Origin of the sequence: Mumia xiangluensis (genome assembly GCF_010994095.1) — a bacterium.
Taxonomy (GTDB): Bacteria; Actinomycetota; Actinomycetes; order Propionibacteriales; family Nocardioidaceae; genus Mumia; species Mumia xiangluensis.
The window spans coordinates 196,654-223,444 of sequence record NZ_WJYO01000002.1; the positions used below are offsets into that span (position 1 = coordinate 196,654).

The 26,791-nt window shown below is 71.3% G+C and carries 22 protein-coding genes; 10 read left to right on the plus strand and 12 right to left on the minus strand.

Annotated features, from left to right (window positions below):
• Positions 1–6 precede the first annotated feature (6 nt).
• Positions 7–852 (minus strand): sulfurtransferase, encoded by an 846-nt coding sequence (locus GH747_RS07085; RefSeq protein WP_149768891.1) that lies wholly within the window; start codon positions 850–852, stop codon positions 7–9.
• Between the two features lie 45 nt (positions 853–897).
• Here GH747_RS07085 and GH747_RS07090 point away from each other — a divergent pair, with 45 nt between their 5' ends.
• The gene (locus GH747_RS07090) at positions 898–1,554 is read left to right on the plus strand and encodes a thymidine kinase (protein ID WP_149768892.1); all 657 of its coding nucleotides are present in this window, start codon (positions 898–900) and stop codon (positions 1,552–1,554) included.
• 2 nt (positions 1,555–1,556) lie between these two features.
• Here the strand turns inward: GH747_RS07090 and GH747_RS07095 are convergent, their stop codons facing one another.
• From GH747_RS07095 to GH747_RS07115, 5 genes are all read right to left on the minus strand, one after another.
• On the minus strand, positions 1,557–2,969 hold the full coding sequence (locus tag GH747_RS07095) for an adenylate/guanylate cyclase domain-containing protein (protein ID WP_149768893.1): 1,413 nt from the start codon (positions 2,967–2,969) through the stop codon (positions 1,557–1,559).
• On the minus strand, positions 2,962–4,674 hold the full coding sequence (locus tag GH747_RS07100; protein ID WP_149768894.1) for an NAD(P)/FAD-dependent oxidoreductase: 1,713 nt from the start codon (positions 4,672–4,674) through the stop codon (positions 2,962–2,964). The genes GH747_RS07095 and GH747_RS07100 overlap by 8 nt, the downstream gene beginning before the upstream one ends.
• 73 nt (positions 4,675–4,747) lie before the next feature.
• On the minus strand, positions 4,748–5,875 hold the full coding sequence (locus GH747_RS07105) for an alkaline phosphatase family protein (RefSeq protein ID WP_228552816.1): 1,128 nt from the start codon (positions 5,873–5,875) through the stop codon (positions 4,748–4,750).
• Positions 5,872–6,501 carry a DUF5998 family protein gene (locus GH747_RS07110; RefSeq protein WP_149768895.1) on the minus strand — a complete coding sequence of 210 codons (630 nt, stop codon included), beginning with the start codon at positions 6,499–6,501 and terminating at the stop codon, positions 5,872–5,874. Before GH747_RS07110 ends, GH747_RS07105 begins: the two co-directional genes overlap by 4 nt.
• A gap of 80 nt (positions 6,502–6,581) precedes the next feature.
• Entirely contained in the window at positions 6,582–9,338 is a 2,757-nt protein-coding gene (locus GH747_RS07115) for a bifunctional acetate--CoA ligase family protein/GNAT family N-acetyltransferase (RefSeq protein WP_149768896.1), read from the minus strand.
• A gap of 110 nt (positions 9,339–9,448) precedes the next feature.
• Between GH747_RS07115 and GH747_RS07120 the strand changes: the two genes are divergently transcribed.
• The gene (locus GH747_RS07120; protein WP_149768897.1) at positions 9,449–11,905 is read left to right on the plus strand and encodes a DNA gyrase/topoisomerase IV subunit A; all 2,457 of its coding nucleotides are present in this window, start codon (positions 9,449–9,451) and stop codon (positions 11,903–11,905) included.
• A gap of 10 nt (positions 11,906–11,915) precedes the next feature.
• On the opposite strand, the gene GH747_RS07125 is transcribed toward GH747_RS07120, so the two are convergent.
• Positions 11,916–12,332 (minus strand): VOC family protein, encoded by a 417-nt coding sequence (locus GH747_RS07125; RefSeq protein ID WP_149768898.1) that lies wholly within the window; start codon positions 12,330–12,332, stop codon positions 11,916–11,918.
• Between the two features lie 51 nt (positions 12,333–12,383).
• On the opposite strand from GH747_RS07125, the gene GH747_RS07130 reads away from it, so the two are divergent.
• From GH747_RS07130 to GH747_RS07140, 3 genes are read left to right on the plus strand one after another with little or no spacing between them, the layout of a single operon-like run.
• Positions 12,384–13,091 (plus strand): LppX_LprAFG lipoprotein, encoded by a 708-nt coding sequence (locus GH747_RS07130; protein ID WP_149768899.1) that lies wholly within the window; start codon positions 12,384–12,386, stop codon positions 13,089–13,091.
• A complete protein-coding gene (locus GH747_RS07135; protein WP_228552817.1) occupies positions 13,088–14,989 on the plus strand; it encodes an MFS transporter in 1,902 nt (633 codons plus the stop codon). The genes GH747_RS07130 and GH747_RS07135 overlap by 4 nt, the downstream gene beginning before the upstream one ends.
• A 9-nt stretch (positions 14,990–14,998) precedes the next feature.
• The gene (locus GH747_RS07140) at positions 14,999–15,529 is read left to right on the plus strand and encodes a beta-class carbonic anhydrase (RefSeq protein ID WP_149768900.1); all 531 of its coding nucleotides are present in this window, start codon (positions 14,999–15,001) and stop codon (positions 15,527–15,529) included.
• A gap of 27 nt (positions 15,530–15,556) precedes the next feature.
• Here GH747_RS07140 and GH747_RS07145 read toward each other — a convergent pair whose 3' ends face one another.
• Positions 15,557–17,632, minus strand: a complete 2,076-nt coding sequence (locus GH747_RS07145) for a DNA gyrase/topoisomerase IV subunit B (RefSeq protein ID WP_228552818.1) — start codon at positions 17,630–17,632, stop codon at positions 15,557–15,559.
• A gap of 224 nt (positions 17,633–17,856) precedes the next feature.
• Between GH747_RS07145 and GH747_RS07150 the strand changes: the two genes are divergently transcribed.
• The gene (locus GH747_RS07150; RefSeq protein WP_377036040.1) at positions 17,857–18,135 is read left to right on the plus strand and encodes a DUF7455 domain-containing protein; all 279 of its coding nucleotides are present in this window, start codon (positions 17,857–17,859) and stop codon (positions 18,133–18,135) included.
• A 79-nt stretch (positions 18,136–18,214) separates the two neighbouring features.
• Here GH747_RS07150 and GH747_RS07155 read toward each other — a convergent pair whose 3' ends face one another.
• Together GH747_RS07155 and GH747_RS07160 are read right to left on the minus strand one after the other, a co-directional pair.
• A complete protein-coding gene (locus tag GH747_RS07155) occupies positions 18,215–18,559 on the minus strand; it encodes a hypothetical protein (protein WP_149768903.1) in 345 nt (114 codons plus the stop codon).
• A gap of 59 nt (positions 18,560–18,618) precedes the next feature.
• Complete coding sequence (locus GH747_RS07160) at positions 18,619–20,730, minus strand: sialidase family protein (protein ID WP_149768904.1); 2,112 nt, start codon at positions 20,728–20,730, stop codon at positions 18,619–18,621.
• A gap of 110 nt (positions 20,731–20,840) precedes the next feature.
• On the opposite strand from GH747_RS07160, the gene GH747_RS07165 reads away from it, so the two are divergent.
• Together GH747_RS07165 and GH747_RS07170 are read left to right on the plus strand one after the other, a co-directional pair.
• Positions 20,841–21,323, plus strand: coding sequence for a DUF456 domain-containing protein (locus tag GH747_RS07165; RefSeq protein WP_149768905.1), 483 nt, complete (start codon positions 20,841–20,843; stop codon positions 21,321–21,323).
• A 63-nt stretch (positions 21,324–21,386) separates the two neighbouring features.
• The gene (locus GH747_RS07170; protein ID WP_149768906.1) at positions 21,387–22,835 is read left to right on the plus strand and encodes an HNH endonuclease signature motif containing protein; all 1,449 of its coding nucleotides are present in this window, start codon (positions 21,387–21,389) and stop codon (positions 22,833–22,835) included.
• Positions 22,836–22,918: 83 nt separating this feature from the next.
• On the opposite strand, the gene GH747_RS07175 is transcribed toward GH747_RS07170, so the two are convergent.
• Positions 22,919–23,656: a DUF981 family protein gene (locus GH747_RS07175; RefSeq protein WP_205602838.1), complete on the minus strand. Its 738-nt coding sequence runs from the start codon at positions 23,654–23,656 to the stop codon at positions 22,919–22,921.
• Between the two features lie 108 nt (positions 23,657–23,764).
• Between GH747_RS07175 and GH747_RS07180 the strand changes: the two genes are divergently transcribed.
• Positions 23,765–24,394, plus strand: coding sequence for a TetR/AcrR family transcriptional regulator (locus GH747_RS07180; RefSeq protein ID WP_149768907.1), 630 nt, complete (start codon positions 23,765–23,767; stop codon positions 24,392–24,394).
• Positions 24,395–24,397: 3 nt separating this feature from the next.
• Here GH747_RS07180 and GH747_RS07185 read toward each other — a convergent pair whose 3' ends face one another.
• A complete protein-coding gene (locus GH747_RS07185; RefSeq protein WP_149768908.1) occupies positions 24,398–25,006 on the minus strand; it encodes a rhomboid family intramembrane serine protease in 609 nt (202 codons plus the stop codon).
• Between the two features lie 220 nt (positions 25,007–25,226).
• Here GH747_RS07185 and GH747_RS07190 point away from each other — a divergent pair, with 220 nt between their 5' ends.
• Positions 25,227–26,567: a phytase gene (locus GH747_RS07190; protein ID WP_205602839.1), complete on the plus strand. Its 1,341-nt coding sequence runs from the start codon at positions 25,227–25,229 to the stop codon at positions 26,565–26,567.
• The last annotated feature ends 224 nt before the right edge of the window (positions 26,568–26,791 follow it).

Sequence of the window (26,791 nt, forward strand, 5' to 3'; positions counted from 1 at the left end):
CAACGCTCAGACAGACTCCACGCCGGTCGCGACGGGCCTGCCCGGGTCGCTGACCCACTCGCTCCACGAGCCGGCGTACAGCGCCGCGACCACCCCTGCGCGCCGCAGCGCGAGCACCTCGTGGGCAGCGGTGACGCCGGATCCGCAGTACGCGGCCACCTCCACTCCCCCGGAGACGCCCAGTGCCGCGAACCGCGCCGCCAGCTCGTCGGCGGAGCGCCACCGGCCCTGCCCGTCGACGTTGTCGAACGTGGGCGCGCTCACCGCGCCCGGCACGTGGCCGGCGACGGGGTCGATCGGCTCGACCTCCCCGCGGTAGCGCTCGGCCACCCGGGCGTCCAGGAGCACGCCCTCGCGCGCCACCCGCGCCGCCGCCTCGGCGTCGACCACCGGCAGGTGACCCGGATCGGCGACGAAGTCCCCCGGCTCGGGCGACGGCGCGCCTGTCGACGTCGGCTGCCCCGCGGCCACCCACGCCGCGTACCCGCCGTCGAGGAGGCGTACGTCGGGGTGCCCGTGGTAGGTCAACAACCACCACGCGCGGGCGGCAGACGTCCCGTCCGCGGCGTCGTAGACGACGACGGGCACCTCACGCCGTACGCCGTGGGCGCGCATCGCGGCCGCGAACCGGCCGGGATCGGGCAGCGGATGCCGCCCCCGTCGGCCGTCGCCGGGGGGATCCGCGAGCTCGGTGTCCATGTCGGCGTACGACGCTCCGGGCACGTGCCCGGCGGCGTAGGCGTCGCGACCTGGGGCGCCTCCCAGGACGTAGCGGACATCGAGGACCGTCACCTCGCCGTTCGCGCGCAGGTCAGCGAGCTCTGCCACCGTGATCACGGGATCCGACACCATGCCGACACCGTAGCCTCGCGCACCGACACGGTAGCCTCGTGCCTCGTGGCGAGCCTGCTCTTCTTCACCGGGACCATGGACAGCGGCAAGTCGACGCTGGCGCTCCAGACGAACCACAACCATGCCGCGCGCGGCCGCGTCGGCCGGATCTTCACCAGCCAGGACCGCGCCGGCGACGGTCGGCTCTCCAGCCGCCTCGGGCTGTCGACGGAGGCGATCGAGGTCGACCCGACGTTCGACTTCTGGGAATACGTCGTCAGCTCGCTGACCGCGGGCGGCCGGATCGACTACGTGATCGCGGACGAGGCGCAGTTCTACACCACGGCCCAGGTCGAGGCGCTCGCCCGGATCGCCGACGAGCTCCAGATCGACGTCTTCGCGTTCGGGATCCTCACCGACTTCCGCACGCGGCTCTTCGAAGGCTCGGCACGCCTCGTCGAGCTCGCCGACCGCATCCAGCCCCTCCAGGTCGAGGCACTCTGCTGGTGCGGCAAGCGCGCCACCCACAACGCGCGGACCGAGAACGGCGTGATGGTCACCGAGGGTGACCAGATCGTGGTCGGCGACGTCGACGAGCCCGGCTTCCCGACGCCCAACATCGGGTACGAGGTGCTCTGCCGACAGCATCACCGCCGACGGATGACCACGGCTCGGGCACGCGCGGTGACCACGCTCAACGACCCTCTGCCGTTCGGCAGCTGAGGTCACCCGGCCCCCAGCCCGTCGACCTGGAACAGCTCGACCGGCTCCGCCTTTCCCTTCAGCTCCAGGAATCCGAGCGACTCCGCCCGCGCGTCCGGCAGCAGCGCCAGAGTGGCCGCGCTGACTGCGACCCCGCCCGCCGGCGCCTTGCCCTCGATCCGGCTCGCCGTGTTGACGGTGTCGCCGATGACGGTGTGGGTCCGGCCGCCCGCGGTGCCGAGCACGCTCACCGACACCGGGCCGGAGTTGATCCCGACGCGGAACGTCGGCCAGTCGGGATGCTCTGCCAGGACGGCGGCGGTCGCCTCCTGGAGCGCCAGCCCGGCGAGCACCGCCCGTCGTGCGTGGTCCGGCTGGTCGCCCCGGCGGTTGAACGTGACCATCAGCGCGTCGCCGATGATCCGGTCGACGTCGCCGCCGTACCGTCCGGCGACCGCCGGCACCGCGACCTCGAAGAACGTGTTGAGCATCTGGGTGACCTCACGGGGCTCGTGCGCCTCGGAGAAGGTGGTGAACCCCTGGAGGTCGGCGAAGAGGATGCTCATGTCGCGCTCCCCCTCGGTCGTGTCGTCGAGATAGAGCGCCGCGAACCGCTCCTCGTGCCACTGCGACCGTGCCACGAGCGCGACCAGCAGCACCGCCGCCAGCATCAGGACGTGCCACTCCCACCACGACAGGTGCCAGTTCCGGGAGAAGGCGACCGCGACCGACGCCTCGGCGAGCAGCACGAACGCCGACGCGACGGCCAGCGGCAGCGCCGTACGGCGGTCGCGCCACAGGCGCAGGTAGCGCCACGCCGCCACCGCGTACCCGACGACCGCCGCCCCCGCGAACCCCGCGAGAAGCCCGTCGACCTGCTCGGGCACGGCACCGGCGTCGAACGGCCAGATCTGGGCGAGCGAGAAGACCGCCCACCCCACGGCCAGCGCGATGATCGCCCCCTGCAGCAGCGGCGCACGGCGTACGACGGCGACGTCACGCTCCCCGCTGAGGTCGCTGCCGGACCACACCGCGAACACCGCGCCCAGCGCCAGGCCCGCCGGGGTGGCCAGCACGAAGCCCGCGTTCGGAGTGTCGAGGAGCACCTTCGGCGTCGCCAGCGCATGGAGCCCGAGGAAGGCGGCGGTCACGAGGAACGCGTACGACGCCAGGAGCACGCGCGCGTCGCCCCGGCGCCGGGCCGCGGTCCCCATCACCGACGCGAGGACGGCGCTGGTCGCCGCCGCCGCGAGCACCAGCCAGAAGTGCGCGGGGTGGTCCTCCCACGCGACGTCGATCTCCGGCCGCCACAGGAGCAGGCCGAGCCCGAGCAGCGGCAGCGCGAGGCAGGCGGCGAGGACCACCAGCCCCGTACGCTCCGCCGACGCCGGGTCGCCTCCACGACCGCCGCCGCGGGTTCCGCGGTGCTCAGGCATCGCCCTCGGCCAGACACTCGTGGACCTGCGAGACGACCACGGATCCCTCCCCGACGGCCGACGCGACGCGCTTGACGGACCCCGCACGCAGGTCACCCACCGCGAACACCCCCGGCAGGGTCGTCTCGTACGGCCTTGGCGCGCGCGTGCGCGGCCAGACCCCGTCGATCGCCGCGTCCGCACCCGCGACCACGAACCCTCGCGGGTCGCGCACGACCGACTCGGGAAGCCAGTCCGTACGGGGCTGGGCGCCGATCATCGCGAACAGCCCGTCCGCCTGCTCGACCTCGTCGAAGCCGGCGGCGCGGTCTCGGAACACAACGCTCTCGAGCCAGCCCTCCCCACCGCCGCCGATGACCTCCGTGCCGGTGCGCACGGTGATGTTGTCGGCCGCGGCGATCGCGTCGACGAGGTACTGGGACATGCCCGCCTCGATCGTGTCGGCCCGGATCGCGAGGGTCACGTGCGCGCAGTAGCGGGCGAGGTGCAGCACCGCCTGTCCGGCGGAGTTGCCGCCTCCGACGACGACCGCGCGCCGGCCGGTCATCGCGTGCGCCTCCGACACGCTCGCCCCGTAGAACACGCCCGATCCGCTGAACGCCTCCAGCGCGGGGACACCGAGCCTGCGGTACGAGACGCCGGACGCGAGCACGACCGCCCGCGCGGTCACCGTGCCGACGTCGCCGATCTCGACCGCGAACCCACCGGACTCCTGGTGGCGCAGGGAGACGACCTCCCGCATGAACAGCACGTGGGCTCCGAACACCCACGCCTGCTGGTACGCGCGCTGGGCGAGCTCGGCCCCGCTGATCCCGCGGGAGAACCCGAGGTAGTTGCGGATCAGGGAGCTCGACCCGGCCTGCCCGCCGATCGCCTCCCGCTCCACGACGAGCGTGCGCAGCCCCTCCGACGACCCGTACACCGCGGCCGCGAGGCCCGCAGGCCCCGCTCCGACGACCACGACGTCGAAGGCGCGGTCCCCCTCAAGCGTCGTCGTGACTCCCCAGGCCTCCGCGATCTCGACGTCGGTGGGATCCAGCAGGACCCGGCGGTCGATCGCCGGCATCCAGACGAGCACGTCGACGCCGTCCAGGTCGTGCCCCTGCCCGCGTACGGCGCGCTCGACGCGGTCGGCGAGCGGGGTGCCGCGCTCACGGAAGGCGTGGGGCAGCCCGTTGCGCAGCAGCATGCTCCGCACCTCTGCCGCCCGGGCCGAGCTGCGCCCGGCGACGACGACGACCTCGCGCATGGTGCTGACGTCCCCGCGCGACCACTCCTGCACGAACTCGGCGACCGTCCGGTGAAACAGCTCGTCGCGGCTCGTCCAGGGTTTGAGCACGTAGTAGCTGACGTCACCGACGGCGACCGCGCCGAGGATGCTCTGCGCCACGTCGCGACTCGCCCACGACCCCCACTCGACGAGCATCGCGCGTCGCGCGTCGGGATGGAGCGTGCGTGCGGTGGCGAAGACGTCGACCCTGTCCTCGGGTGCCAGCCCATGGTCGACCAGCACCACGGCCACCGGCGCAGCGTGGTCGTGGGACTGCTCGAGGACGCGTACGGCGTCGGCCGAGGTCAGCTCGCCGCGGACCCGGTAGTCGGACCCGAACGCCCGGAAGAGCTCACGCTCGATGCGTTCGAGCACCGCGGGATCCCGGTCGACCGCCAGGAGCAGCGGCCGGGCATCACCACCGTCACGCGCCATACAGGAAAGGTATGCGAGCAGACGGCCGCGGTGGGGCGACATTGTCAGCCCGCGGCGGCCGCCGATCGTGCGGTCACAGGTCGACGAGCAGCGGCACCCGCATCTCGGCCGGCGTCACCGAGCCGTGGAACCCGGCCATCTTCAGCTCGATCGCGAAGTGCCGCGACGAGAACACCCCGAAGTCGCCGAGCGCCGCCACGACCACGTCGCCGATGCGCGGGCGCACGCGGTCGTCGATCGGACCGAACCAGCCGGCCGCCTCCGCCTCCTCGCGGGTCAGCACCAGCGCCTGGCCGGCCACGCGGTCCCGCCAGCGCGCGGCGACATCCTCCGCGGCGCCCGAGCGCGTGTAGAGGTGCCGGAACCGCGCCTCGCCGGCGAACACGGTGACATCGGTGAGCATGCCGGGCTCGGCCTCGACGTCGAAGCGCCCCGCGGGGGGCAGGTCGAGCATGCCGTGGTCGGCCGTGACGACCAGGGCGGTGCCGGGCGCCAACGCATCACGCAGGTCGGCGAGGTCACCGTTGATGCCGCGCAGACGGTCACGCCACTCCGGCGACGTGCAGCCGCGCTCGTGGCCGGTGTGGTCGAGCGTCGACTCGTACGTGTAGACGAGCGACCGCGGGGTCGCTTCCGACGCCTCGACCACCACGTCGAGCCGCTCGTAGACCGACACGAACGGGTGGAACGGCACCCCGCTCTGGCTGCAGACCGTCAGTCCGGTGCCTTCGAACTCGGCCTTGTTGACCGTCGACGTGGGGATGCCTGCGGCGTCGATCCGCTCGAACATCGTCGGATGCGGCTGCCACTGCGCCGGATCGACCTCGGGGTCCCACCGAAGGCTGTTCATCACGCGATCGGTGCCTGGGATCCGGCTGGTGTAGCCGACGACCCCGTGGCGTCCGGGCGGCAGCCCCGTGCCGAGCGACGTGAGGCTGGTCGCCGTCGTCGACGGCAGACCGGAGCGCAGCGGCTCGCGGTCGAGGAGCGAGGCGAGGTACGGGGCGGCGTCGGCGTGCTCGGCGAGCAGGTCGTGCCCGAGACCGTCGACCAGCACCACGACGTACCGGTCGGCAGGCGGCAGGGACAGCACGTCCGACCAGCTCGGAACCCCCATCGCCGCGGCGATGCTCGGCAGGAGCGACGTGAGGCTTCGTCCGTGGTAGTCGACCGTCGGCTCCGCGATGTCGGCTGCGGTCACCGGGGACGGCTCGTCACGGCCGACAGCTCGCGGGCAAAGCCGAGCAGCCGCTGCACCGCGCTGCCGCCGTCGGCGGCCGCGCTGACGCGCAGCGAGAAGTCGTCGGCGGTCGCCGAGCCGGTGTATCCGTGGTCGGCCTCGCAGTTGGGGTCGGAGCACGCAGCCGGCTCCAGGTCGAGGCGGCGCACCGCACCCCAGCCGATCGTCAGGAGCGCCTCGGCAGCGTCCTCGGAGGTCACGTCGCCGACCGCCGTCGCCGCGGGGACCGTGCGGGTGACGACCACGGAGTCGACCGTGCGCAGGGGCACGGCCTCGGTCGTGGTCGACGTGTACGGCTCCGGGAGCACGTCGTCAGCCGGGTGCTCGTCGGTGTGCGCGAGGACCAGACGGGTCGGGGTGAGGGTCAGCACGGTCATGTGACGACGCACCTCGTCTCGGTCGAACGTCGGCTCGTGGTGCAGGACGTAGGCGAGAACCGGCTCGTCGGCGAGCGCGTCAGAGAGACCGGCCGCGACGACCTGCGGGTAGTAGCCCGTCGTCTCGATGTCGGCGCTCAGCTCGGCCGTGCGGTCGCGGGCCTGGTCAGGGGTCTCCGCGCGCTGGGGCGACGGGTGTCGGTTGGCCATACCTTCCAGTCTCCCACCCCGCGCGAGCTCTGGGTCAATCGTCCCCAGGTGCGGGCCCTTCGACCGGTGGGTCGGCCACCTCATGCGTCCGCCATCGTGTCGCCGAGCCCGACCGGCGAGCTGAGCCGGCGGACGTACCAGTCGCGACGGTTGTCGATCGGCTGCGCGACGCGTGCCCGGGCCTTCAGGACGCGGTAACCGTCGTGGCCGGCGAGCACCGGCTCGAGGTTGAGCTCGGAGACCTCAGGCAGGTCGTCCTTCAGCGCCGCGACGCGCTGGAGCAGGTCTTCGACGGCATCCAGGTCGGCACGCGGCCCACCGCGGTAGCCGAAGAGCAGCGGCGCAGACTTCAGCTCGCGGATCATCGCCGCGACGTCGACGTCGGTGACGGGCGGGATCCGGTAGGCGCGATCCTCCAGGAGGTCGCTCGCCGCACCCGACAGCGCGAAGGACAGCAGCGGTCCGAACAGCGGGTCCTCGACGGTGCGGATCGAGATCGGGACCCCGGGGGGTGCCATCTTCTGGACGACGAACATCGCCCGCTCCGGCGGGCCGATGTAGTCGGTCATCGCCGCCCAGGCCTCGGTCATGTCGTCGGCGTCAGAGATGTTGCGCCACACGTGCGTGAGGTCGGGGCGTGCCCGGACGGTGTCGGCGGTCGCCTTGAGGACGACGTTCCAGCCGAGCTGCTCCCCCGCGGCGATCGCGGCGTCCAGGCTCGGCACCGGCTCCCAGTCCCACAGGTCGATCCCGTAGAGGCGCAGGAGCTCGTGGACGTCGGCGTCGGTCAGCCAGCCGCCGTCGGGCGTGCGGGCGAGCGCTGTGCGGACGAGCGAGCTCGCCGCGTCGCGGTCGATGTCGTCGAAGTGGGCGATGTCGCCCTGCTCGCTGCCGGCCCACTGGGCGTAGCTGACGACCCGCGCCAGGGCGCGTACGGCCGACTCAGGCGCCGAGTAGGACGGGACGGAGCCGCGACCCGCGGCCCCTTCGACGTCGGGGACCCGGAGCAGCTCGGGCACGCCCTCGGACCCGAGGAACGTGGACACGATCGGCTTGTCGGACTGCTCCCCGACCGCCGCGAGCACGTTGGCGACGTCCTCGCCGGTGGTGTTCACCGGCGGGATGAAGACGGCGACGATCGCGTCGACGTCCGGGTTGTCGATCGCGGCGTCGAGGGCCTTCTCGAAGTCGTCGGCGCTGGCGTTCGCACCGAGCGCGACCGGGTCGGCGACCTTAAGCCCCGACGCGGTGGCGGCGTCAGCGACCAGCAGGGCGAGCGCGTCGGAGTTGCCGACGACCGCGACCCGCGGCCCGCGCGGAAGCGGCTGGTGCGCGAGAAGCTGTGCCACGTCGAACATCTCGTCGAGCGTGTCGACCTGGATCACGCCCGCCTGGTGGAACATCGCGTCGACGGCCGACTGCGGCGCCGTGGTCTTGCGTACGGCGTGCCCGACGGGGACACCCTGGGTCGAGCGCCCCGACTTCACGGCGACCACGGGCTTCTTGCGCCCGACGCGGCGGGCGATCCGCGAGAACTTGCGCGGGTTGCCGATGGACTCCAGGTAGAGCAGGACGACCTCGGTCGCGTCGTCCTCCTCCCAGTACTGGAGGAGGTCGTTGCCGGAGACGTCGGCGCGGTTGCCGGCGGACACGAACGTCGAGAGGCCGAGGCCGCGCCGGTCGACGTTCTCGAGGATCGCGAGCCCGAGCGCACCGGACTGGCAGAAGAACCCGACACGCCCGCGCGGCGGGATCAGCGGTGACAGCGACGCGTTCAGCCGCACCTGGGAGGACGTGTTGATGACGCCGAGGCAGTTGGGACCGACCAGGCGCAGGCCGTACGACCGGGCGAGGCCGACCAGGCGACGCTGGCGCCGGCGCCCCTCGTCGCCGATCTCGGCGAAGCCGGACGAGATGACGATCAGGCCGTGCACGCCCTTGGCGGCGCAGTCGAGCACGACCTCGGGCACCGACTCCGCCGGCACGGCGATGACCGCGAGGTCGACGTCGCCGGGGATGTCCTGGACCGTCTTGTACGCCGGGAGCCCGGAGACCGCCTCGGCCTGCGGGTTCACCGCGTAGACCGCGCCGGCGAAGTCCCCCAGGACGAGGTTGCGGATCATGCCCTGGCCGATGGTGTCCTGGCGGCGGCTCGCCCCGACGACGGCGACGCTGCGGGCGTTGAAGAAGCGCTCGATCGACGCCGCCTCGGCCCGGTGCTCGCGTGACTGCATGACGCCGATCGCGGTCTCGGTCGGGTCGATCGGGAAGACGAGGCGCATCACGCCGTCCTCGACGCTGCGCTCGACCTGGTAGCCCTGGTCCCGGAAGACCTGGATCATGCGGACGTTCTCCGGGAGGACGTCGGCGACGAACCGGTGGATGCCCATCTCGCGGCCTGCCTGCGCGAGGTGCTCGAGGAGGAGCTGGGCGAGACCACGGCCCTGCTGGTCGTCCTCGACCAGGAACGCGACCTCGGCCTCGCCCGGAGCCACCGCGTCGTAGCGGCCGACCGCGAGGATGCTCGCGCCGATCGTCACCACGAACGCCACCCGCGACCGGTAGTCGACCTCGGTGAACCGCTTGACGTCGCGGTTGGACAACGTGGGGTACGGGGCGAAGAACCGGTAGTACTTCGACTGCTCCGACACCCGGGAGTAGAACGCGACGAGCTCCTCGGCGTCGTCGGGGATGATCGGACGCAGGTGTGCGGCTCCGCCGTCGCGGAGCACGACGTCGGCCTCCCAGTGCTCGGGATAACGTTCGTCGGGCTGGCGCTGGTCGGGCTGGTGCTGGTCGGGCTGGTGCTCGCTGGATCGGGCAGGTTCGTCGGCCACACCCAGAATCTACCGTCTGGTCCCACCCGTCGCGGCGTCGCAGCCGAGGGTCGTCCGTGCGATGGCCTAATGTTCTGAGAGCCCCGCTCCACCTGCCCGAAAGGACGTGCATGGCCCGCCGTACGCCGAGCGCCCCGCCTCCAGACGACATCGAGGAGCACATCCTCGACGTGGACGTGCGGGAGGAGATGCGGTCGAGCTTCCTCGAGTACGCCTACTCCGTGATCTACTCGCGGGCGCTGCCCGACGCGCGCGACGGTCTCAAGCCGGTGCAGCGCCGGATCCTCTACACGATGGACGACATGAACCTGCGGCCCGACCGCGGTCACGTCAAGAGCGCGCGTGTGGTGGGCGAGGTCATGGGTCGGCTCCACCCGCACGGCGACGGCGCGATCTACGACGCCCTCGTACGCCTGGTGCAGCCGTGGTCGCTCCGGCTGCCGTTCGTCGACGGTCACGGCAACTTCGGCTCGCCCGACGACGGGCCGGCGGCGATGCGCTACACCGAGTGCCGGATGGACCACCCCGCACTCGCGATGACGCAGTCGATCGACGAGAACACCGTCGACTTCCGCCCCAACTACGACGGGCGCGAGCAGGAGCCGGTCGTGCTCCCGGCGGCCATCCCCAACCTGCTCGTCAACGGCGCCGCGGGCATCGCCGTCGGCATGGCCACCAACATGGCACCGCACAACCTCGTCGAGGTCGTGCAGGCGCTCAAGCACCTGATCAAGAAGCCCGACGCGTCCCTCGAGGACCTGATGCGCTTCATCCCGGGACCCGACCTGCCCACCGGCGGCAAGATCGTCGGGCTGGACGGCATCCGCGAGGCGTACGCCACCGGTCGCGGCAAGTTCATGATGCGTGCCGCTGCCCGGGTCGAGAGCATCACGTCCCGCCGCAAGGGCATCGTGATCACCGAGCTGCCCTACAACGTCGGCCCCGAGAAGGTCATCGAGCGCATCAAGACGCTCGTCCAGTCCAAGAAGCTCCTGGGCATCTCGGACCTCAAGAACCTCTCCGAGGCCGACATCAACCTCGTGATCGAGATCAAGAACGGCTTCAACCCCGACGCCGTCCTGGCGCAGCTCTACAAGATGACGCCGCTGGAGGAGTCCTTCGGCATCAACAACGTCGCCCTCGTCGACGGCCAGCCGCGCACGCTGGGCCTCAAGGAGCTCCTCGAGGTCTTCCTCGGCCACCGCTTCGACGTCGTGCGCCGCCGGACGCAGTTCCGGCGCGACAAGGCGATGGACCGCCTGCACATCGTCGAGGGGCGCCTCATCGCGATCCTCGACATCGACGAGGTCATCCAGCTCATCCGCGCCAGCGAGAACCGCTCCGAGGCGCACGACCGCCTGATCGAGGTGTTCGACCTCTCGGAGGTGCAGGCCGAGGACATCCTCCGCATCCCGCTCGGCAGCCTCACCCGCATGTCGCGGATCGAGCTCGAGCGCGAGGCCGACGAGCTCCGGGCGACGATCGAGCAGCTCGAGGCGATCCTCGCCGACGACCTGCTGCTGCGAGGTCTGGTCTCCGACGAGCTCGGCGAGGTGGCCAAGCAGTTCGGCACCCCCCGCCGTACGGTCCTCCTCGAGAGCGCCGGTCAGACGGTGTCCGCCGCCTCGGTGCAGCTGGAGGTCGCCGACGAGCCGTGCTTCGTCCTGCTGTCGGCGACCGGCCTGCTCGCACGGACCGCCGACGACACCGTCCCCGAGATCCAGTCCGGACGGCACCCTCACGACGTCGTGGCCTCCGCCGTACGAGCGACCGCCCGCGGCGAGGTCGGCCTGCTGACGTCGGCGGGTCGGGTCCTGAAGCTCGACGTGCTCGAGCTGCCGGGTCTGCCGCCGACGGCCGCCGCCCCGTCGTTGCAGGGCGGTGTGCCGCTCGCGGAGGTCCTCGAGCTCGAGGCCGGCGAGCACCCGCTGGCGCTGACGACGTTCAGCCCGGACTCCCCCGGCCTCGCGCTCGGCACCCGTCAGGGCGTGGTCAAGCGGGTGAAGCCCGAATACCTGCCGAGCAAGGACTCGTGGGACGTCGTGGCGCTCGCCGAGGACGACGTGGTGGTCGGCGTCCGTGAGCTCCGCACCGGTGACGAGGAGCTCTGCTTCATCACGACCGACGCCCAGCTGCTGCGGTTCCCGGCCGGCAGCGTGCGGCCCCAGGGTCGTACGGGCGGCGGCATGGCCGGCATCAAGCTGGCGGCGGGCGCCTCCGTGCGGTTCTTCGGCGCGTTCGACGCCGCCGAGGACGCCGAGGTCGTCACGGTGGCGGGTTCCGCAGGCGCACTGCCCGGCACGGAGGCGGGATCCGCCAAGGTGACGCCGTTCTCCGCCTATCCGGCCAAGGGGCGCGCGACCGGCGGAGTGCGCTGTCAGCGCCTTCTCAAGGGCGAGGACGGGCTGCTGCTCGCGTGGGCGGGCCGTGGGCCCGCCATGGCGTCCGGGTCGGGAGGGGTCGCCGCGCCGCTCCCGGAGGTCGACGAGCGTCGCGACGGTTCCGGCACGCCGGCACCGCACCCGCTCATGGCGGTGGGCAGCCCGGTGGCGACGCAGATCGATTGACGAGCCGGCGTCACGCGCCAGCCCGGTGGTGCACCTCCTGGACCGCCCAGGAGTTGCCGTCGGGATCGTCGAAGAAGACGTACGACCCGAAGTCCTGGCGCTGCGGGTCCGGCCCGGGGGTCATCGCTCCCTCCTCGAAGTGCTGGATCCCGCCGTTGGCGACGCCGGCCTCCTCGAGGTGGGCGTGGGCGGCCTCGATGTCGTCGACGACCAGGTGCGTCCCCTTCGTCGCGCCCGGCTCGCCGCCGCCGACGTTGATGCCGAACGTGATCGAGCACGACGACCCGGGCGGGGTGAGCTGGACGACGCGGAACGCGTCGCCGACCTGGTGATCCACGTCCAGGTGGAAGCCCAGCTTCTCGTAGAAGGCCTTCGCGCGATCGACGTCGGTGACGCCCAGCACCACGAGCTCGAGCTTCCAGTCCATGGGATCCGTCCTTTCGTCGGGGGGCGCCGACCGTCCCCCTATGCTGACGCCATGTCGAAGCGCGCCACTCTTGCGGTCCTCCTGCCCACCCTTGCACTCACTCTCGTGGGCTGCACCGGCGAGGACGGCGGCAAGGACGACGGCGGCGCGGGTGCAGAGGACCTGGGCGGACGCCTGAGTGCGGCCCGCACGGTGCTCGACGACGCGGCCAGCCTCGAGCTGGACCTGGCCACCAAGGCCCTCCCGAGCGGTGTCACCGGTCTGCTGGACGCCGCGGGCACCGGCACGCACGCCCCGGCGTTCGAGGGGGACGTCACCGTGTCCCTCAAGGGCGTCCCGGTGAAGGCCGAAGTCGTCTCGGTCGACGGCAAGGTCTACGCCAAGACGGGTTTCGCGCCCGACTTCGTGCCGTTGGACCCGGCGACGATCGGCGCCCCGGATCCGGCGGCGCTGGTGGCCGCCGACGACGGCATCTCGTCGCTGCTCGAGGAGACCGACGACCTCGAGGACGGTGGCGAGAGCCGCGACGGCCGCGACGTCCTCACCACGATCACGGGCACGATCGCCGGTCGTGACGTCCGGGCGCTGATCCCGACGGCACAGGCCGATGCGACGTTCGACGCGACCTACCGGCTCACCGAGGACGACGTCCTGCGCGACGTCACGCTCAAGGGCCTCTTCTACGAGTCCGACGAGCCCGTCGTCTACACGATCGCCGTGACCGCGTCGGACGACGACGTCGAGATCACCGCACCGTGACGGAGGCCGCGCCCTCGACCGGTTCGACGCCGCCCGTCGACCGGGCGGCGCGCATCCTGCTCACGCTCGCCGCTGTCGCGGTGGCGTTCGCGGCTGCCGACACGTACGTCGTCGTGCTGGCGCTGCCGGACATGATGACGGCATCGGGGCTCGGCCTGGACGAGCTCCAGCGCGCGGCGCCCATCGTGTCCGGCTTCCTCCTCGGGTACGTCGCGGTGCTGCCGCTCGTCGGCCGGATCGCCGACCTGCGAGGGCGGCGCCCGGTCCTCGTCGGGTCGCTCGTGCTGTTCGCCGTCGGCTCGGTCGTCACCGCGGCTGCCGACGGGCTCGGCCCCATGGTCGTCGGCCGCTTCCTGCAGGGGGTGGGTGGCGGTGGCCTCGTGCCTGCGACGCTCGCGCTGGTGGCCGACCTGTGGCCGCCTCGGCGGCGCGGTGTGCCGCTCGGCATCGTCGGCGCGGTGCAGGAGCTGGGAAGCGTCGTCGGACCCCTGTACGGCGCTGCGGTCCTCGCCTTCGCCGACTGGCGGGCGATCTTCTGGCTCAACTGCGCGGCTGGGCTGGTCCTCGCCGCCGCGATCGCCGCCTCGGGCCGCCCCCGCTCGTCGGCACACCCGACCCGCTCGTCGGCACACCCGACCCGCTCGTCGAGGCGCGAAGCGATCGAGACGCCCTCCTCCCCGCCGGTTGAGCGACGTGGGTTGAGGAGGGCCGCGGAACGAGGCACGTCTCGAAGCCCGAAGCGAGTCGAAACCCCTCCCCCCGACCTCGTGGGCGCCCTCCTCGCTGTCCTCGCCGTCACCGCACTCGCCCTCGCGATCGCGCAGCCTGCACCCCTGCGCGACGACGTCGAGATCGGCACCCTGTTCCTTCCCGTGGTCGGCGAGCTCCGGTGGACGACGCCGATCGCCCTGATCACGTACGCGCTGTTCGCTGCGTTCATCGCCCGCGAGCTCACTGCGCGCCGGCCCCTGGTCGCGATGCGAGCCTGGCCGGCGACGGCCCGCGCCGTCGACCTGACGGGCGCCCTGCTTCTCGCGGTGGTGCTGGGCTGCGTGATCGTGGCCTTCGCGTCTGCCGACCCGGAGCACAGCGTGGTCTCCCCTGCGGCGCCGTGGCTGCTGGCGGTCGCCGCTGGTGCAGCGGTGGCGTTCGTGCTGCGTCAGCGCACCGCGAAGGCTCCGCTCATCCCGCGCGGGACGCTGCGCGAGCGGCCGGCGTGGGGTGCGCTGGTCGTCTCCTTCTTCGTCGGCGGAGCGCTCATCGCGGCGCTGGTGGACGTGCCCTTCTTCGCCAGGCTCACCGAGCACCGCGACTCGCAGCTCGCTGCGGCGCTGGTGCTCGTGGAGTTCCTCATCGCGATCCCGGTGGGGGCGGTCGTCGGCGGCTACGCGACCCGCTGGATCCGCCCTGGCTGGATCGCGGCTGGTGGGATGGCGCTCGCCAGCGGCTGCTTCGTGGTCATGGCCGGCTGGGAGCGTGACGCGCTGAGCCACCCGTCGTCGGTCGTCGCCCTCGCTCTCGCCGGTTTCGGGTTCGGCCTCGCGGTCGCTCCGGTCAACGCGGCACTTCTCGACGCCACTCCGCCACCGACCCATGGGATCGCGTCGGCGCTCGTCGTCGTCGCACGCATGGTCGGGATGCTCGTCGGCATCTCGGCGCTGACCTCGTGGGGCCTGCGGGCGTACCACGCAGCCGTCGAGGACATCCCGCCGCTGTCCGAGCTCTGCCCGGACTCGGCAACGGCTTGCAAGGCCTACAACGGCGCGCTCATCGACGCCGGGATCGTCCAGCTCAGCACGGTGTTCACCGGTGCTGCGGTCTGTGCCGGCATCGCCGCGGTCGCGGCCGCCGTACTGCTCTCCGGACGTCGTGGCGAGCGCGCCGTCGAGTCGTCGTAGGCTCCCCTCATGACTTCAGGCTCCGCCGCCGGCAGCATCGTCCCCTCCGGCAACTTCGACGACCTCCTCGCCGCGAACCGCACCTACGCCGACACGTTCGACCTCGCGGGCTTCGACGGCGTCGCACGCGCGGGCGTGGCGATCGTGACCTGCATGGACTCGCGGATCGACCCGCTGCGGATGGTTGGGCTCGAGCCCGGCGACGCCAAGATCCTCCGCAACCCCGGCGGACGCGTGACCGAGCAAGTGCTCGTCGCGCTCGTGCTGGGCGCCAACCTGCTCAAGGTCGACCGTGTGCTCGTGGTCGAGCACACGCGCTGCGCGATGGCGAGCGCCTCGGAGTCGGAGCTGCAGCGTCGCGTCGGTGAGGCGACGGGCACGGACGCCACCTGGATGTTCCTCGGCGCGATCAACGACCAGCGCGCTGAGCTCGTCGAGTCGGTGCACAAGATCGACTCGCACCCGCTCATCCCGTCGCACGTCAAGGCCGGCGGGTTCCTGTACGACGTCGACTCGGGTCTGCTCGAGCAGGTCGTCTGACGCTGCGGCCGAGCGCCGCCGCCGACGTCAGGCGTCGATGCGGTCGGCGTCCAGCTCGTACGCGCCCTGCACGATGAACTCCTTGCGGGGTGCGACCTCGTTGCCCATCAGCAGCTCGAAGACCTCGCTCGCCTCCTCGGCGTCGTCGACCGTGAGACGCCGCAGCGTACGGTGCTGCGGATCCATCGTCGTCTCCTTGAGCTGGTGCGCGTCCATCTCGCCGAGACCCTTGTAGCGCTGGATGGGGTCCTTCCAGCGGAGACCCTTCTTGGTCAGCTCGGCGAGCTTCCGCTGGAGCTCGGGATCGGAGTACGTGTAGACGTACTTGTCCATCCCCTTCTTCGGGTTCGTGAGCTCGATGCGGTGCAGCGGCGGCACCGCGGAGAAGACACGACCGGCCTCGACGAGCGGCCGCATGTAGCGGAAGAACAGCGTCGCCAGCAGACAGCGGATGTGGGCGCCGTCGGCGTCGGCGTCGGCCATGAAGATGATGCGTCCGTAGCGGGCCTGGTCGACGTCGAACGTCCGTCCCGAGCCTGCACCGACGACCTGGATGATCGACGAGCACTCGGTGTTCTTGAGCATGTCGGCGACGGACGACTTCTGGACGTTGAGGATCTTGCCGCGGATCGGGAGCAGCGCTTGGTACTCGGCGGAGCGCGCGGCCTTCGCCGTACCGAGAGCGGAGTCTCCCTCCACGATGAACAGCTCGCTGCGGTCGTTGTCGTTGCTGCGGCAGTCGGCGAGCTTGGCCGGCAGCGTGCTCGACTCGAGCGCGTTCTTGCGCCGCTGCGTCTCGCGCTGCTGGCGGGCCATCTCGCGGGTGCGCGCCGCGGCGACGACCTTCTCCATGACCGCGCGGGCCTTCGCCTTGTGAGCGGTCTTGGTGGAGGTGAGGAACTCCTTGAGCTGGTCGGACACGACCTTCGCGACGATGCGCGTCACCGGCGGCGTCCCCAGCACCTCCTTGGTCTGGCCCTCGAACTGGGGCTCGGCCAGCCGGACCGTGACGACGGCGGTCAGGCCCTCGAGGATGTCGTCCTTGATGACGTCCTTGTCGCCCGCCTTGAGCTGGCGGTTCGCGCGCAGCACGTCGTTGAACGTCTTCGTGAGCGCACGGTCGAAGCCCGAGACGTGCGTGCCGCCCTTCGGCGTCGCGATGATGTTGACGTACGACCGGGTGACCGTCTCGTAGCCGGTGCCCCACCGCAGCGCGACGTCGACCCCCAGGTCGCGCTCGACGTCCTGCGGCGTCATGTGACCCAGGTCGTCCAGCAGCGGGACCGTCTCGGTGAATTGCCCGGTGCCCGTCAGCCGCAGCACGTCGGAGACGGCAGGGTCGGGTGCGAGGAACTCGCAGAACTCCGTGATGCCGCCCTCGTGCTTGAACGACTCCTTCTGGGGGACGTCGCCGCGCTCGTCGCTCAGGACGATCTCGAGGCCGGGCACGAGGAACGACGTCTGGCGGGCGCGTGCCACGAGGTCGTCGTACGAGAACTGGGCGCCCTTGATGAAGATCTGGTGGTCCGCCCAGTATCGGACCCGCGTGCCGGTGGTCGTCTTCTTGATGCGGCCGAGCTTGCGCAGGCCGCTCTCCGGAGTGAATTTCGCGTCGGGTCCCTCACCGGCGAACGCGCCGGGGGCACCGCGCCGGAACGACATCTCCCAGCGCGCGCCGTCCTTGGCGACCTCGACGTCCAGGCGCTCGGACAACGCGTTGACGACCGAGGCGCCGACGCCGTGCAGACCGCCGGTCGCGACGTACGAGCCGCCGCCGAACTTGCCGCCGGCGTGCAGCTTGGTGAAGACGACCTCGACGCCGCTCAGGCCCGTCTTGACCTCGGTGTCGACCGGGATGCCGCGCCCGTTGTCCTGGACCTCGACCGATCCGTCTGGGTGCAGGACGACCTCGATGCGGTCGCAGAACCCGCCGAGCGCCTCGTCGACGGAGTTGTCGATGATCTCCCACAGGCAGTGCATGAGGCCGCGGGTGTCGGTGGAGCCGATGTACATGCCGGGTCGCTTGCGGACGGCCTCCAGCCCTTCGAGGACCAGCAGGTTGCGGGCGTTGTACTCGGTGTCGATGACAGGCTCCTTGTCCACGTGCCCCGGGACGATCCCGCGCGACGGTGCCAATCTACCGAGGCGGTCCGACGGACCCGCCGTACGCCGCTCCGGAGCGCCGCGGCGTGTCGTGCGCCACACCGCTGGCGCTGCCGTGGTTCGGTTGCCGACTCCGGGTACGTTCGAGGTGTCGGCAGCGACTCGCCGGACTCACCGGCGCGGGAACACCGACTCGTGGTTGGATGTTGCACCAGGTGGAGGCGATGAGCCGCCGCCGACCGAACCGTCAGGAACAAGAGAAGAGGTCAGACGTGACAACTGTTGTCGCCCCCACCGCTGCCCTCAGCGCCGCTGATCGTTGCGACCGTTGTGGAGCCCAGGCCTACGTACGAGCCGAGCTCGCGAGCGGCTTCGAGCTCCTGTTCTGCGCCCACCACGCCCGTGCGCACGACGAGAAGCTTCGTGAGGTCGCCGCCACCATCCACGACGAGAGCGACCGCCTCACGGCCACCCGGCCGACGGCGCCGGCCGAGGAGCACTGACCTCCGGCAGGACATCGACTTCTTCACGAACCCGTACGAGGGCCCCGCACCGATGGTGCGGGGCCCTCGTCGTTCACGCTCACGGGCAGTCCGTACGCCCGAAGTCGACGTTGCTCCCGTCCTCGTCCGGCGTGAACCGGTAGCAGGCGGTCTCCACCGTGGGGGTGCCGAACGGCTCGTCGACCTGGCGCTCGTACCGCACCACCACCGCGATCTCGTCGCTGCCGGTCGCCCCAGCAGTCGCGACGACCTCGCCCTGGCGGACCCAGGTGCCGAGCTTCTCCCCCGTGTCGGCGCCTCGGAACAGCCCGAGGTTGAGGCGATTGCGGTCGAGATCGGCCTGCTTCCAGTCCCAGGAGTGCCCGCAGCCGGCGACGGCGAGCAGGACGGCCAGGGCTGTCAGGAGCAGGGTGGGGCGAGTCACGACGTCAGGATGCGTCCTCGCCGCAGGTTGCCGACACCGTCCTCGTACTCAGCTGCCGCTCACCTCGCCCATCGCGGCAGAACAGCAAGCCCGTCGATCAGGATCGAGCCTTCGTCGGCCCTCACCGCGACGGACCCCGCCGGCCGACCGACCGTCTCGCTCGCGAACACGCGGTTGTGCAGCGGCTTGTCGCCCCTCCCGCCGAAGGATTGGTCGGGCCCGGGCAGCAGTAGAGTCCCCGTGCCCTTCCTGGGCGCGTGCTCGTAGAGGACGTAGACGGCCGATCCGCGCTCCACGCCCCGCAGCACGAGCCGCCCGTCCTTCGTCAACCGGGTCGCGACGCCCCCGTAGTAGCGCTGGCCACGCACCTTCTTTGCTGATCCGCTGCGCTTCAACGCGCGATCGTCGTACGGCCGCGCGACGCAGGTGACGCGATGCCACGCGGACACGTTGCCCGCTCGGTCGTACGCCCGCACGTCGACGCAGGCGACCTTGCCGTGCGGGACCGCGACCTTCGCGGACGTCGCCCTCGTCCTCGTGAGCGCTCGAGTGGTCCGCCATTGTCGAGACATCCGCTTCGCCGTCTGCGACGTCAGGGAGTAGCGGACGTCGTACGCTGCGGCGCCCGACTCGGCGTCCTCGGCCGCCCAGCGGATGCTGGCCCTCGGCGAACGCGTGATCGGTGGCCCGTCGCTCGTCGACCACACGAGCAACGAGGGTCTCTCGTCGAGCGTCCACCGCGCCGTGACGACGGGTGACCGGCGACCGGCGGCATCGGTCACGCGGACGCGAAGGACCTGACGCGGGCCGGCAACCTCGGGCGACCACCGCGAGATGCTGTGCGGGCTGGCGCACTCCTCGTACCAGGGATTGTTCCCGAAGCTGCACTCGTAAAGCAGCCATGCTCGCGACGCGTCGGGGTCGCCGCCGACGAAGCTCACTCGCTGGTTCGCGACCCGGGTGGCCGCCGGCGGGACGGACGTGAAGCGGACAGCCGGGGGTCGGGTGTCACGGAAGGACCGCAGGAGTGTCGAGCCGTGCATCGTCAGAGGTCCGTCGGAGCTGACGGCGACGTCGGTCCGCCACGGGCTCGAGAACGGGTGGGACGAATGCGCATCGACCACACGCCGGTGCTCACGGATCACCGCCCACGTCTCGCCGTCGGTGCTCCGGCGAACCGACTGGCCGTCTCCGCTGGCCACGATCGCGTCCCCCTGGACCGCGAGCTCGACGACCTGCGGTGCGGAGAGATAGGCGAGCGAGGTCGGCGCCGTCCACGTGACTCCGTCGACGGACGTGCGGACGTCTCCTCGTCGCGACCCGGCCTCGGCGTGCGATGCAGCGAGGGCGACGCGGCCGCCGCGGGTGACCGCGACGCGCACCGCGGCAGCCGGCTCGCTGCCGGCGGCGAGCGTGCGGGCCTCCGCCCAGCTCACCCCAGCATCATCCGACACGCGCGTCGACCAGGCGCCGCCACCAGCGCCGTACGCGACCACTGCTCGCGAGCCGACGATGTCGACGTCCTGCCCGCTGGAGCTCTGACCGAGGACGACCGGCTCAGACCACGTCGCGCCAGCGTCCTCCGTCGACGTGAGCGTGACGTCGTCGCCGTCCCTGTAGAGCAGAAGGCCTCGCTCGCCGGATGCGGCGACCCGGATGTCGGTGGGCCGCTCGGTGGTCGCGATCTCCTGCACAGCGGGCGCCGTGCTTGGCGCGGAGCCCCAGCGCTTGATGCGTACGACCGGTTTCGACGGACCGGAGTCCCCGGGGGCCGCGGTGATCACGTGGCCGGCCGCGACGGCCACGACCGGAGCCGTGGCCGCGTCGTCGACCGACTGAGCAGCCCCGAAGCTCTGTCCGGCGTCGGTCGAGAGCCTGAGGTAGCTCCTCGGGGAGCATGCCTCCACGCCGCTGCACGGACGCCAGTGCACGGCAACGACGGCGCCTTCCGCGTCCACCTGCACGCGGTCGTACATCTGCGGAGTCGCGCTGCCTTGCGGGCTGCCCGCCGCCAAGTTGGTCACGGCCCACCCGGTCCCGGTGTCGACCTGCGGCACCGGCGACGCGACTTCGCCGCTCGCCGACCCCACGGCCAGCATCCCGGCCACCAGAATCCCGCCGAGCACCGCAGCCAGCGCGGCAGCGCTCCGCTGCCGTCGTCCTGCTTCCACGCGTCCTCCTGCGTTCATGGACACGCGAGGGGCGTGACACCAGTGATGTTTTATACCGCACCGCAACGGCGTTTCGAAAGCACCGCAACACCATCTGGCACCCTTCCCCCATGGGAACCCTCGGCACCGTCCTCGTCGGCCTTGCGATCCTCGTCGGGCTGGCCGGCATCATCGTGCCGATCCTGCCGGGATCGCTCCTCATCTGGATCGCGATCCTCGTCTGGGCGATCGCGGTCGGCGAGCCGACGGGCTGGGTGGTGCTCGGGCTGGCGACGCTCGTGTACGCCGTGGCGCTGGTCGTCCAGTACGCGATCCCGGGCAAGCGCCTCAACCGCGCCGGCGTACCCGGCCGCGCGATGCTCGTCGGTGGGCTGTGCGGGATCGTCGGCTTCTTCGTGATCCCGTTCGTGGGCCTGTTCGTGGGGTTCGTGCTGGGTGTGTACGTGTTCGAGATCGGCCGCCACCGCACCCACGCCGCGGCGTGGGAGTCGACCAAGCACGCGATGAAGGCCGCCGGCCTCTCGATCCTCATCGAGCTCGCGGGCGGGATGGTGTCGGCGACTCTGTGGGTGGTCGGCGTCGTGCTCGTCTGAGCCCAGCAGGCCAGCGAGTCACGCGTTCGCGGGCTGTCAGCCGTCGTCGCTACCATCGAACACATGATCGATACCAGTGCGAGCGTCGCCGACCCGACGCCGCCTGACGGACGCGCGGACGGCACCGTTGCCGACGCGCTGCTCGACGCATTGTCGGCGCGGGTGGCTGAGGTCGTCTCGCGTGCACGGGTGGCCGTCGCCGAGGCCCATGAGTCGCACCTCGCCGCGGGTGCCGCCGAGGTCGAGGCGATCAGTACGTTCGAGACCGTCGTCCGGATCGCGCAGGGCCTGCAGCACGACGCCGTGTCCGCGCTCGAGGAGCGTCGCTCGGCCACCGACAGCGATCACAGCTCGCGCGGCAACCAGGGTCGTGCCCGCTCGCTGCGCGCCGAGGTCGGCCTAGCGCGGGGCGTCGGCAATGGCGCGGGCCAGCACACCTTGGACGTCGCGATCGCGCTGCGCGAGCACCCGTTCACCCACGTGCTCCTCCGCGACGGCGCGATCAGCTCGACGGTCGCTGCTGCCGTGTGCGCCGAGACGGCGACCCTCGACCGCCGGTTGAGGCGACGGGTCGACGAGCTCGTGGCAACCAGCCTTCCCGGCATGTCCGCGCGCGAGGCCTCTGCAGCCGCCAGGCGCCACGCGCTGGCGCTCGACGCGGACGGCGCCGCCGCGCGCGCCGAGGCTGCCCGGGCGACGCGTCACATCCGGCTACGCCGTCTCTCGGACGCGATGGCCGAGCTGACGGTCCGCGCACCGGCGGAGCAGGTGATCGCAGCGTGGCGCCGCCTCCAGAAGGAGGCGTTCGCCCTGGCGTCGAGCACGGGACGGACAACCCGCCAGATTGCCGCCGATGTGGCGATCGAAGCGCTCACCGGCGTCGCCGTCGACACGTCCGACGGGGCCTCGACCCACCTGCCGGCCGAGATCGGGTTGCTGATGCGACCTGAGACGCTGTTCGGTGTCGAGGACACCCCGGGCGTCCTCGACGGGTACGGGCCAGTGCCGGCGGCGTTGTGCCGGCGTCTCGCCGGGCGGGAGGCCAGCTGGCTTCGCCGCCTGTTCACCGACGACCACGGCGACCCGCGTGACTCCGACGCGCGGCGACGGCGGTTCCCCGCTCGCCTCGCACGTCTCATCCGCGCAACCGACAGCCAGTGCCTGCGTCCGTACTGCGACTGTGACACCAGCGAGATCGACCACGTCGAGCAGCACAGTCGCGGCGGTCTGACGACACGGGTCAACGCACAGGGCGCCTGCCGCCACGACAACCTCGTGAAGGAAGGCCACGGTTGGAAGGTTCGCGCCTCCATGGTCGGCACGGACGCGACGAGCCTCCCCTCCAGCGTCACGTGGACGACGCCCACCGGCCATGACTACACCGCCGTACGCCGCCATCGCGACGGGCGCGGCCCGACCCTGATCGCGCGTCGACGGCCGCCGGCCGAGCTGAGCACGGCCGAGATCCACCTCCACGACTTCATCCGCACGCACCGGCCCGACCGGCGCTGAGCGGCACGAAGCGTCTGCCCAGGCATCGGGCAGACGCTTCGCGGACTCGCTAGACGGCGAGAATCACATCGTGACGGCGCGGATCACATCGTGTTGACGATGAGCCCGATGTGGGTGAAGAAGTTCATTGCGCCGAACAGCAGGAACGCCACGCCCGTGATGCCCCACACCCAGCCGGTGATCGAGGCGACCCAGTCGCGTCCGGCACGGACGCCCCGGCTCAACCGGTCGATCACGAACGGGAAAAGCACGGCACCGACACCCACGAGAGCGATCAGACCCGACATGAAGGTCGCCTCGACCATCGGGTAGTCGGCGAACGCGCCCGAGATCGGCTCTTCGGCCGGAGCAGCGAACAGCTGGTACTTGATCCCGGCCACCGCGATCGCGATCAGCCCGAGTCCGAGACCGAAGACGAACACGCCGATCGGCTTGACGAGCGCCTTCACTGCCTCGCGCGGGTTCTCCGCCGCCAGGATCGCGTCGCCGCGGCGCCAGAGCCCGAACGCCGCGAACAGCAGGAGCAGACCGAAGCCGAGGCTCGTCTCACCGAAGATGATGTTGTCGAACGGGAAGCCGCCGGCCGCGAGCGGCCAGGTCAGCGTCATGTGCGCACCGGTGAGCGTCAGGATCGTGCCCAGCACACCGAAGTTGAGTGCCCATCCCGACGGACTGATGCTGGAGGGATCCTTCAGGAAGTCCCGAGCCAGCCAGACCAGTCCGATCAAGCCTGCGCCGACGGCGACGGCCATGATCGTGTTGTACGTGGGCATCGTCGCCCAGTCGATCTTGAGACCCTCTGCGAGGACCATCTTCGTCATCCCTTTCACGGGGGAGGAATTGATACACTCGTATCAACTTCGCCGCCTCCCCTACTATTCCGCGTGTCCCGTCCGCCCCCGACAACAGGCACCGCAGAGGGAGCTCCAATGGCCACCCGCTCGCCCCGCCAGGCACGCAGCGCCGACAAGCTCGACGCACTGCGCGCGGCCGCCGGGCGCCTGCTCATCGACCAGGGCCCGGAGGCCGTGACGTATCGCGGGGTCGCCGTCGCCGCCGGCCTCTCTCCCGGTTCGGCGTCGTACTACTTCGAGAACCGTGACGAGCTCTACGCAGCGGCAGTTGAAGCCGCCGAGGAGCAGCGCACGGCTGCCGCGCAGGCTCGCGCCGAATCGCTCGACACGCAGCCGCGGACGGCCGACGAGGTCGCGCGACTCCTCATCGAGGTGACGTACGCCCCGCACGTCGCCGACGACGTCGTCACACTCCGGCTCGAGCCGATGCTCGCGGCCCAGCGCAACGAGCGCCTCCGCCCCACGATGGCCGCGTCACGACCCCGCCTGCTCGAGGCGCTCGCCACCGTCCTGACTCGGAGCGGCCACCGGTCCCCCGGCGCGGACGACCTCGACCTGCTCGTCCAGGTCATCGACGCCGGGCTCATGTACGCGTGGGCGCGTGGCAGCGAGCACGTCATCGACGATGCCACCAAGACCGTGGCACGCATCCTCACGCTCATCGACCAGGAGCGGCAGGTCGACCAGGAGCGGCAGGCGGGCTGACGCTCAGTACGACGGCGCACGGTTCCGTCGCCGCTCGCGGTTGTCGCGCCGCCCCAGCCACCACGCCATCACGACACCGGCGAGCGCCCCCATCAGGTGCCCCTCCCACGAGACGCCGGCCTGGCCCGGGAGGACACCTCCGACGATCCCGCCGTACATGACGGCGACGGCGACGGCGACCAGGACCGACATGACGCGCCGCGTCACGATGCCCCAGAGCACGAGGAACGCCGCATAGCCGTAGACCAGTCCGCTGGCACCGATGTGGACCGTGTACGGAGCTCCGATCAGCCACGTGCCGAGCCCACCGATCAGGACGATGCCGAGCGTGGCGGGCCAGAACCGCGACGGCGCGGTGTACGACAGCAGGATCCCGAGCACGAGGAACGCCGTCGTGTTGGCGATCAGGTGGTCGAACCCGCCGTGCAGGAAGGGCGCGGCGGCGATCCCGTACAAGCCGTCGGCGTCTCGAGGGCGGATGCCGTGCTGGTCGAGGAAGACCCCGGGCAGCGCATCGACGATCTCGAGCAGCCACATGGCGCCGAGCAGGATCAGCACCGGTATGGCGGGACCCAGGTACGACCGACGCACGGGCGTGCTCGTCGAGGACATGCCGTCAGCGTATCGGCGTGGAGCAACCTCCGTACGGCGGTCAACCGCGTCGGGTACCGCCGGCCGAGCCCCGCGGAGGTCACTGTCGCGCCGAGTGATCCGACGTCAGTCTCGTCGACACGTCACGTCGATGCCGTCCCGCGTCCACCTCGCCGACACGGGGATGTCGCCCGGCGCCACCACTGTGGTTCCGCCGATGTCCCCGAACTCAGGAGCTCCCGTGGCCCGACCGCTCGCCCGCCTGCACTCCCGCCGTACTCTCACGGCGTCGCTCTCGTCCGCCGCCGTCCTCGGCGCACTCTGCCTGGCAGGCACGCTGCCGGCGGTGGCGTCGCCCGACCGTACGCCGAAGGCTCCGCTCGTGACAGCGACCGTCGAGACGCGCGCGGTGTTCGACGACGAGGCCGGGAACAACGCGGACGCGGACGACCCCGCCATCTGGGTCGCACCGGGCAACCGCTCCGACAGCCTCGTCCTCGGCAGCCTCAAGAACGGCGGCCTCGACGCGTACGACCTTCGCGGGCGACTCGTCCAGCACGTCGACGCCCCCGCTGCGCCGGGCGAGGATCTCGAGTCCAGCCGTTTCAACAATGTCGACATCGCCACCGGAGTCCGCATCACCGGGCAGAAGCGGGACCTCGCCATCGTCACCGATCGCGGCCGCGACCGCCTTCGCTTCTACGCGATCGACGGGTCGGGTGCGCGCTACGGCAAGGTTCTTCACGACCTCACCGCGGCTGATGCGCCGCGCCTGTTCTCGCCCGACGAGGCAGCCGTCGAGGAGCAGGCCACCGGTTACGGCCTCGCCGTACGACCTGACCCGACAGGCGGTCTCCCCTACGTGGTCGTCAGTCAGCGCCACCGGACCACCGTCGGCATCTTCCGACTGGCGGTGACCTCGGAGGGAAGGCTGACGTACACGCCGGTCGACACCGTCGCGCTCCCGACGGCCTTCCCGCTCAGCGGCGGAGGCTCCTGGGTGCCGTGCGGCGAGCCCGGCGAGGACCCGCAGGTCGAGGGCATGGTCGTCGACACCGTGAGCGACGTCCTGTACGCCGCTCAGGAGGACGTCGGCGTCTGGCGCGTCCCTCTGGGCCGCACGGGACTCGGCAAGCCGGTGCTCGTCGAGCGGGTTCGCGAGTTCGGGGCTTCGGCGACGTACGACCCTGAGACGGAGGAGTGCACGGTCACCGGCACCTCGCCGGCCAGCGGCAAGCACCTGACGGCCGACGCCGAGGGCCTGACCATCGCGTACGCACGCAACGGCGACCGGACCCTGATCGCGTCCAGCCAGGGCGACAGCACCTTCTCGACGTTCCGCATCGGGCGCGGCTGGCGGTACCTCGACACCTTCGAGGTCGAGGACTCAGCTGCCAGCGACGGCGTCCAGCACAGCGACGGTGCAGCCGTGGTCACGACGCCGCTCGGCCGCGACTACCCGCGCGGGCTCCTCGTCACGCACGACGGCGAGAACGGGCCTGACGTCCTCGACGCCGACGGCGAGGTGCGCGCGAGCACGAACTTCAAGTTCGTCGACCTCCGCAGGATCACCCTGCGCTGAACGACGACGGACGTACGAGCGCCGCGTACGGAATTCCGTACGCGGCGCTCGTCGTGCGTGTGGAGCGGTGCGGCTCAGTCGAGGTAGTCGCGCATTATGCCCGTCTCAACGCTGTGCAGTAGGCCTGATTTCGCAGCGATTCTGCGCGGTCCAAAGTAGCGGTATGCAGCGAAATATCACCGCCTGACGACGGACTGTAGCCGTCACCCGCTAACCCTGCACGG

Bases quoted from the DNA above. Each gene is read 5' to 3' on its own strand.
- GH747_RS07140 (WP_149768900.1), top strand. From the start codon at position 14,999: ATGACTTCAGGCTCCGCCGCCGGCAGCATCGTCCCCTCCGGCAACTTC.
- GH747_RS07110 (WP_149768895.1), bottom strand. From the start codon at position 6,501: ATGGCCAACCGACACCCGTCGCCCCAGCGCGCGGAGACCCCTGACCAG.
- GH747_RS07125 (WP_149768898.1), bottom strand. From the start codon at position 12,332: ATGGACTGGAAGCTCGAGCTCGTGGTGCTGGGCGTCACCGACGTCGAT.
- GH747_RS07095 (WP_149768893.1), bottom strand. From the start codon at position 2,969: ATGCCTGAGCACCGCGGAACCCGCGGCGGCGGTCGTGGAGGCGACCCG.
- GH747_RS07120 (WP_149768897.1), top strand. From the start codon at position 9,449: ATGGCCCGCCGTACGCCGAGCGCCCCGCCTCCAGACGACATCGAGGAG.
- GH747_RS07180 (WP_149768907.1), top strand. From the start codon at position 23,765: ATGGCCACCCGCTCGCCCCGCCAGGCACGCAGCGCCGACAAGCTCGAC.
- GH747_RS07130 (WP_149768899.1), top strand. From the start codon at position 12,384: ATGTCGAAGCGCGCCACTCTTGCGGTCCTCCTGCCCACCCTTGCACTC.
- GH747_RS07175 (WP_205602838.1), bottom strand. From the start codon at position 23,656: ATGACGAAGATGGTCCTCGCAGAGGGTCTCAAGATCGACTGGGCGACG.
- GH747_RS07100 (WP_149768894.1), bottom strand. From the start codon at position 4,674: ATGGCGCGTGACGGTGGTGATGCCCGGCCGCTGCTCCTGGCGGTCGAC.
- GH747_RS07165 (WP_149768905.1), top strand. From the start codon at position 20,841: ATGGGAACCCTCGGCACCGTCCTCGTCGGCCTTGCGATCCTCGTCGGG.
- GH747_RS07170 (WP_149768906.1), top strand. From the start codon at position 21,387: ATGATCGATACCAGTGCGAGCGTCGCCGACCCGACGCCGCCTGACGGA.
- GH747_RS07185 (WP_149768908.1), bottom strand. From the start codon at position 25,006: ATGTCCTCGACGAGCACGCCCGTGCGTCGGTCGTACCTGGGTCCCGCC.
- GH747_RS07150 (WP_377036040.1), top strand. From the start codon at position 17,857: ATGAGCCGCCGCCGACCGAACCGTCAGGAACAAGAGAAGAGGTCAGAC.
- GH747_RS07085 (WP_149768891.1), bottom strand. From the start codon at position 852: ATGGTGTCGGATCCCGTGATCACGGTGGCAGAGCTCGCTGACCTGCGC.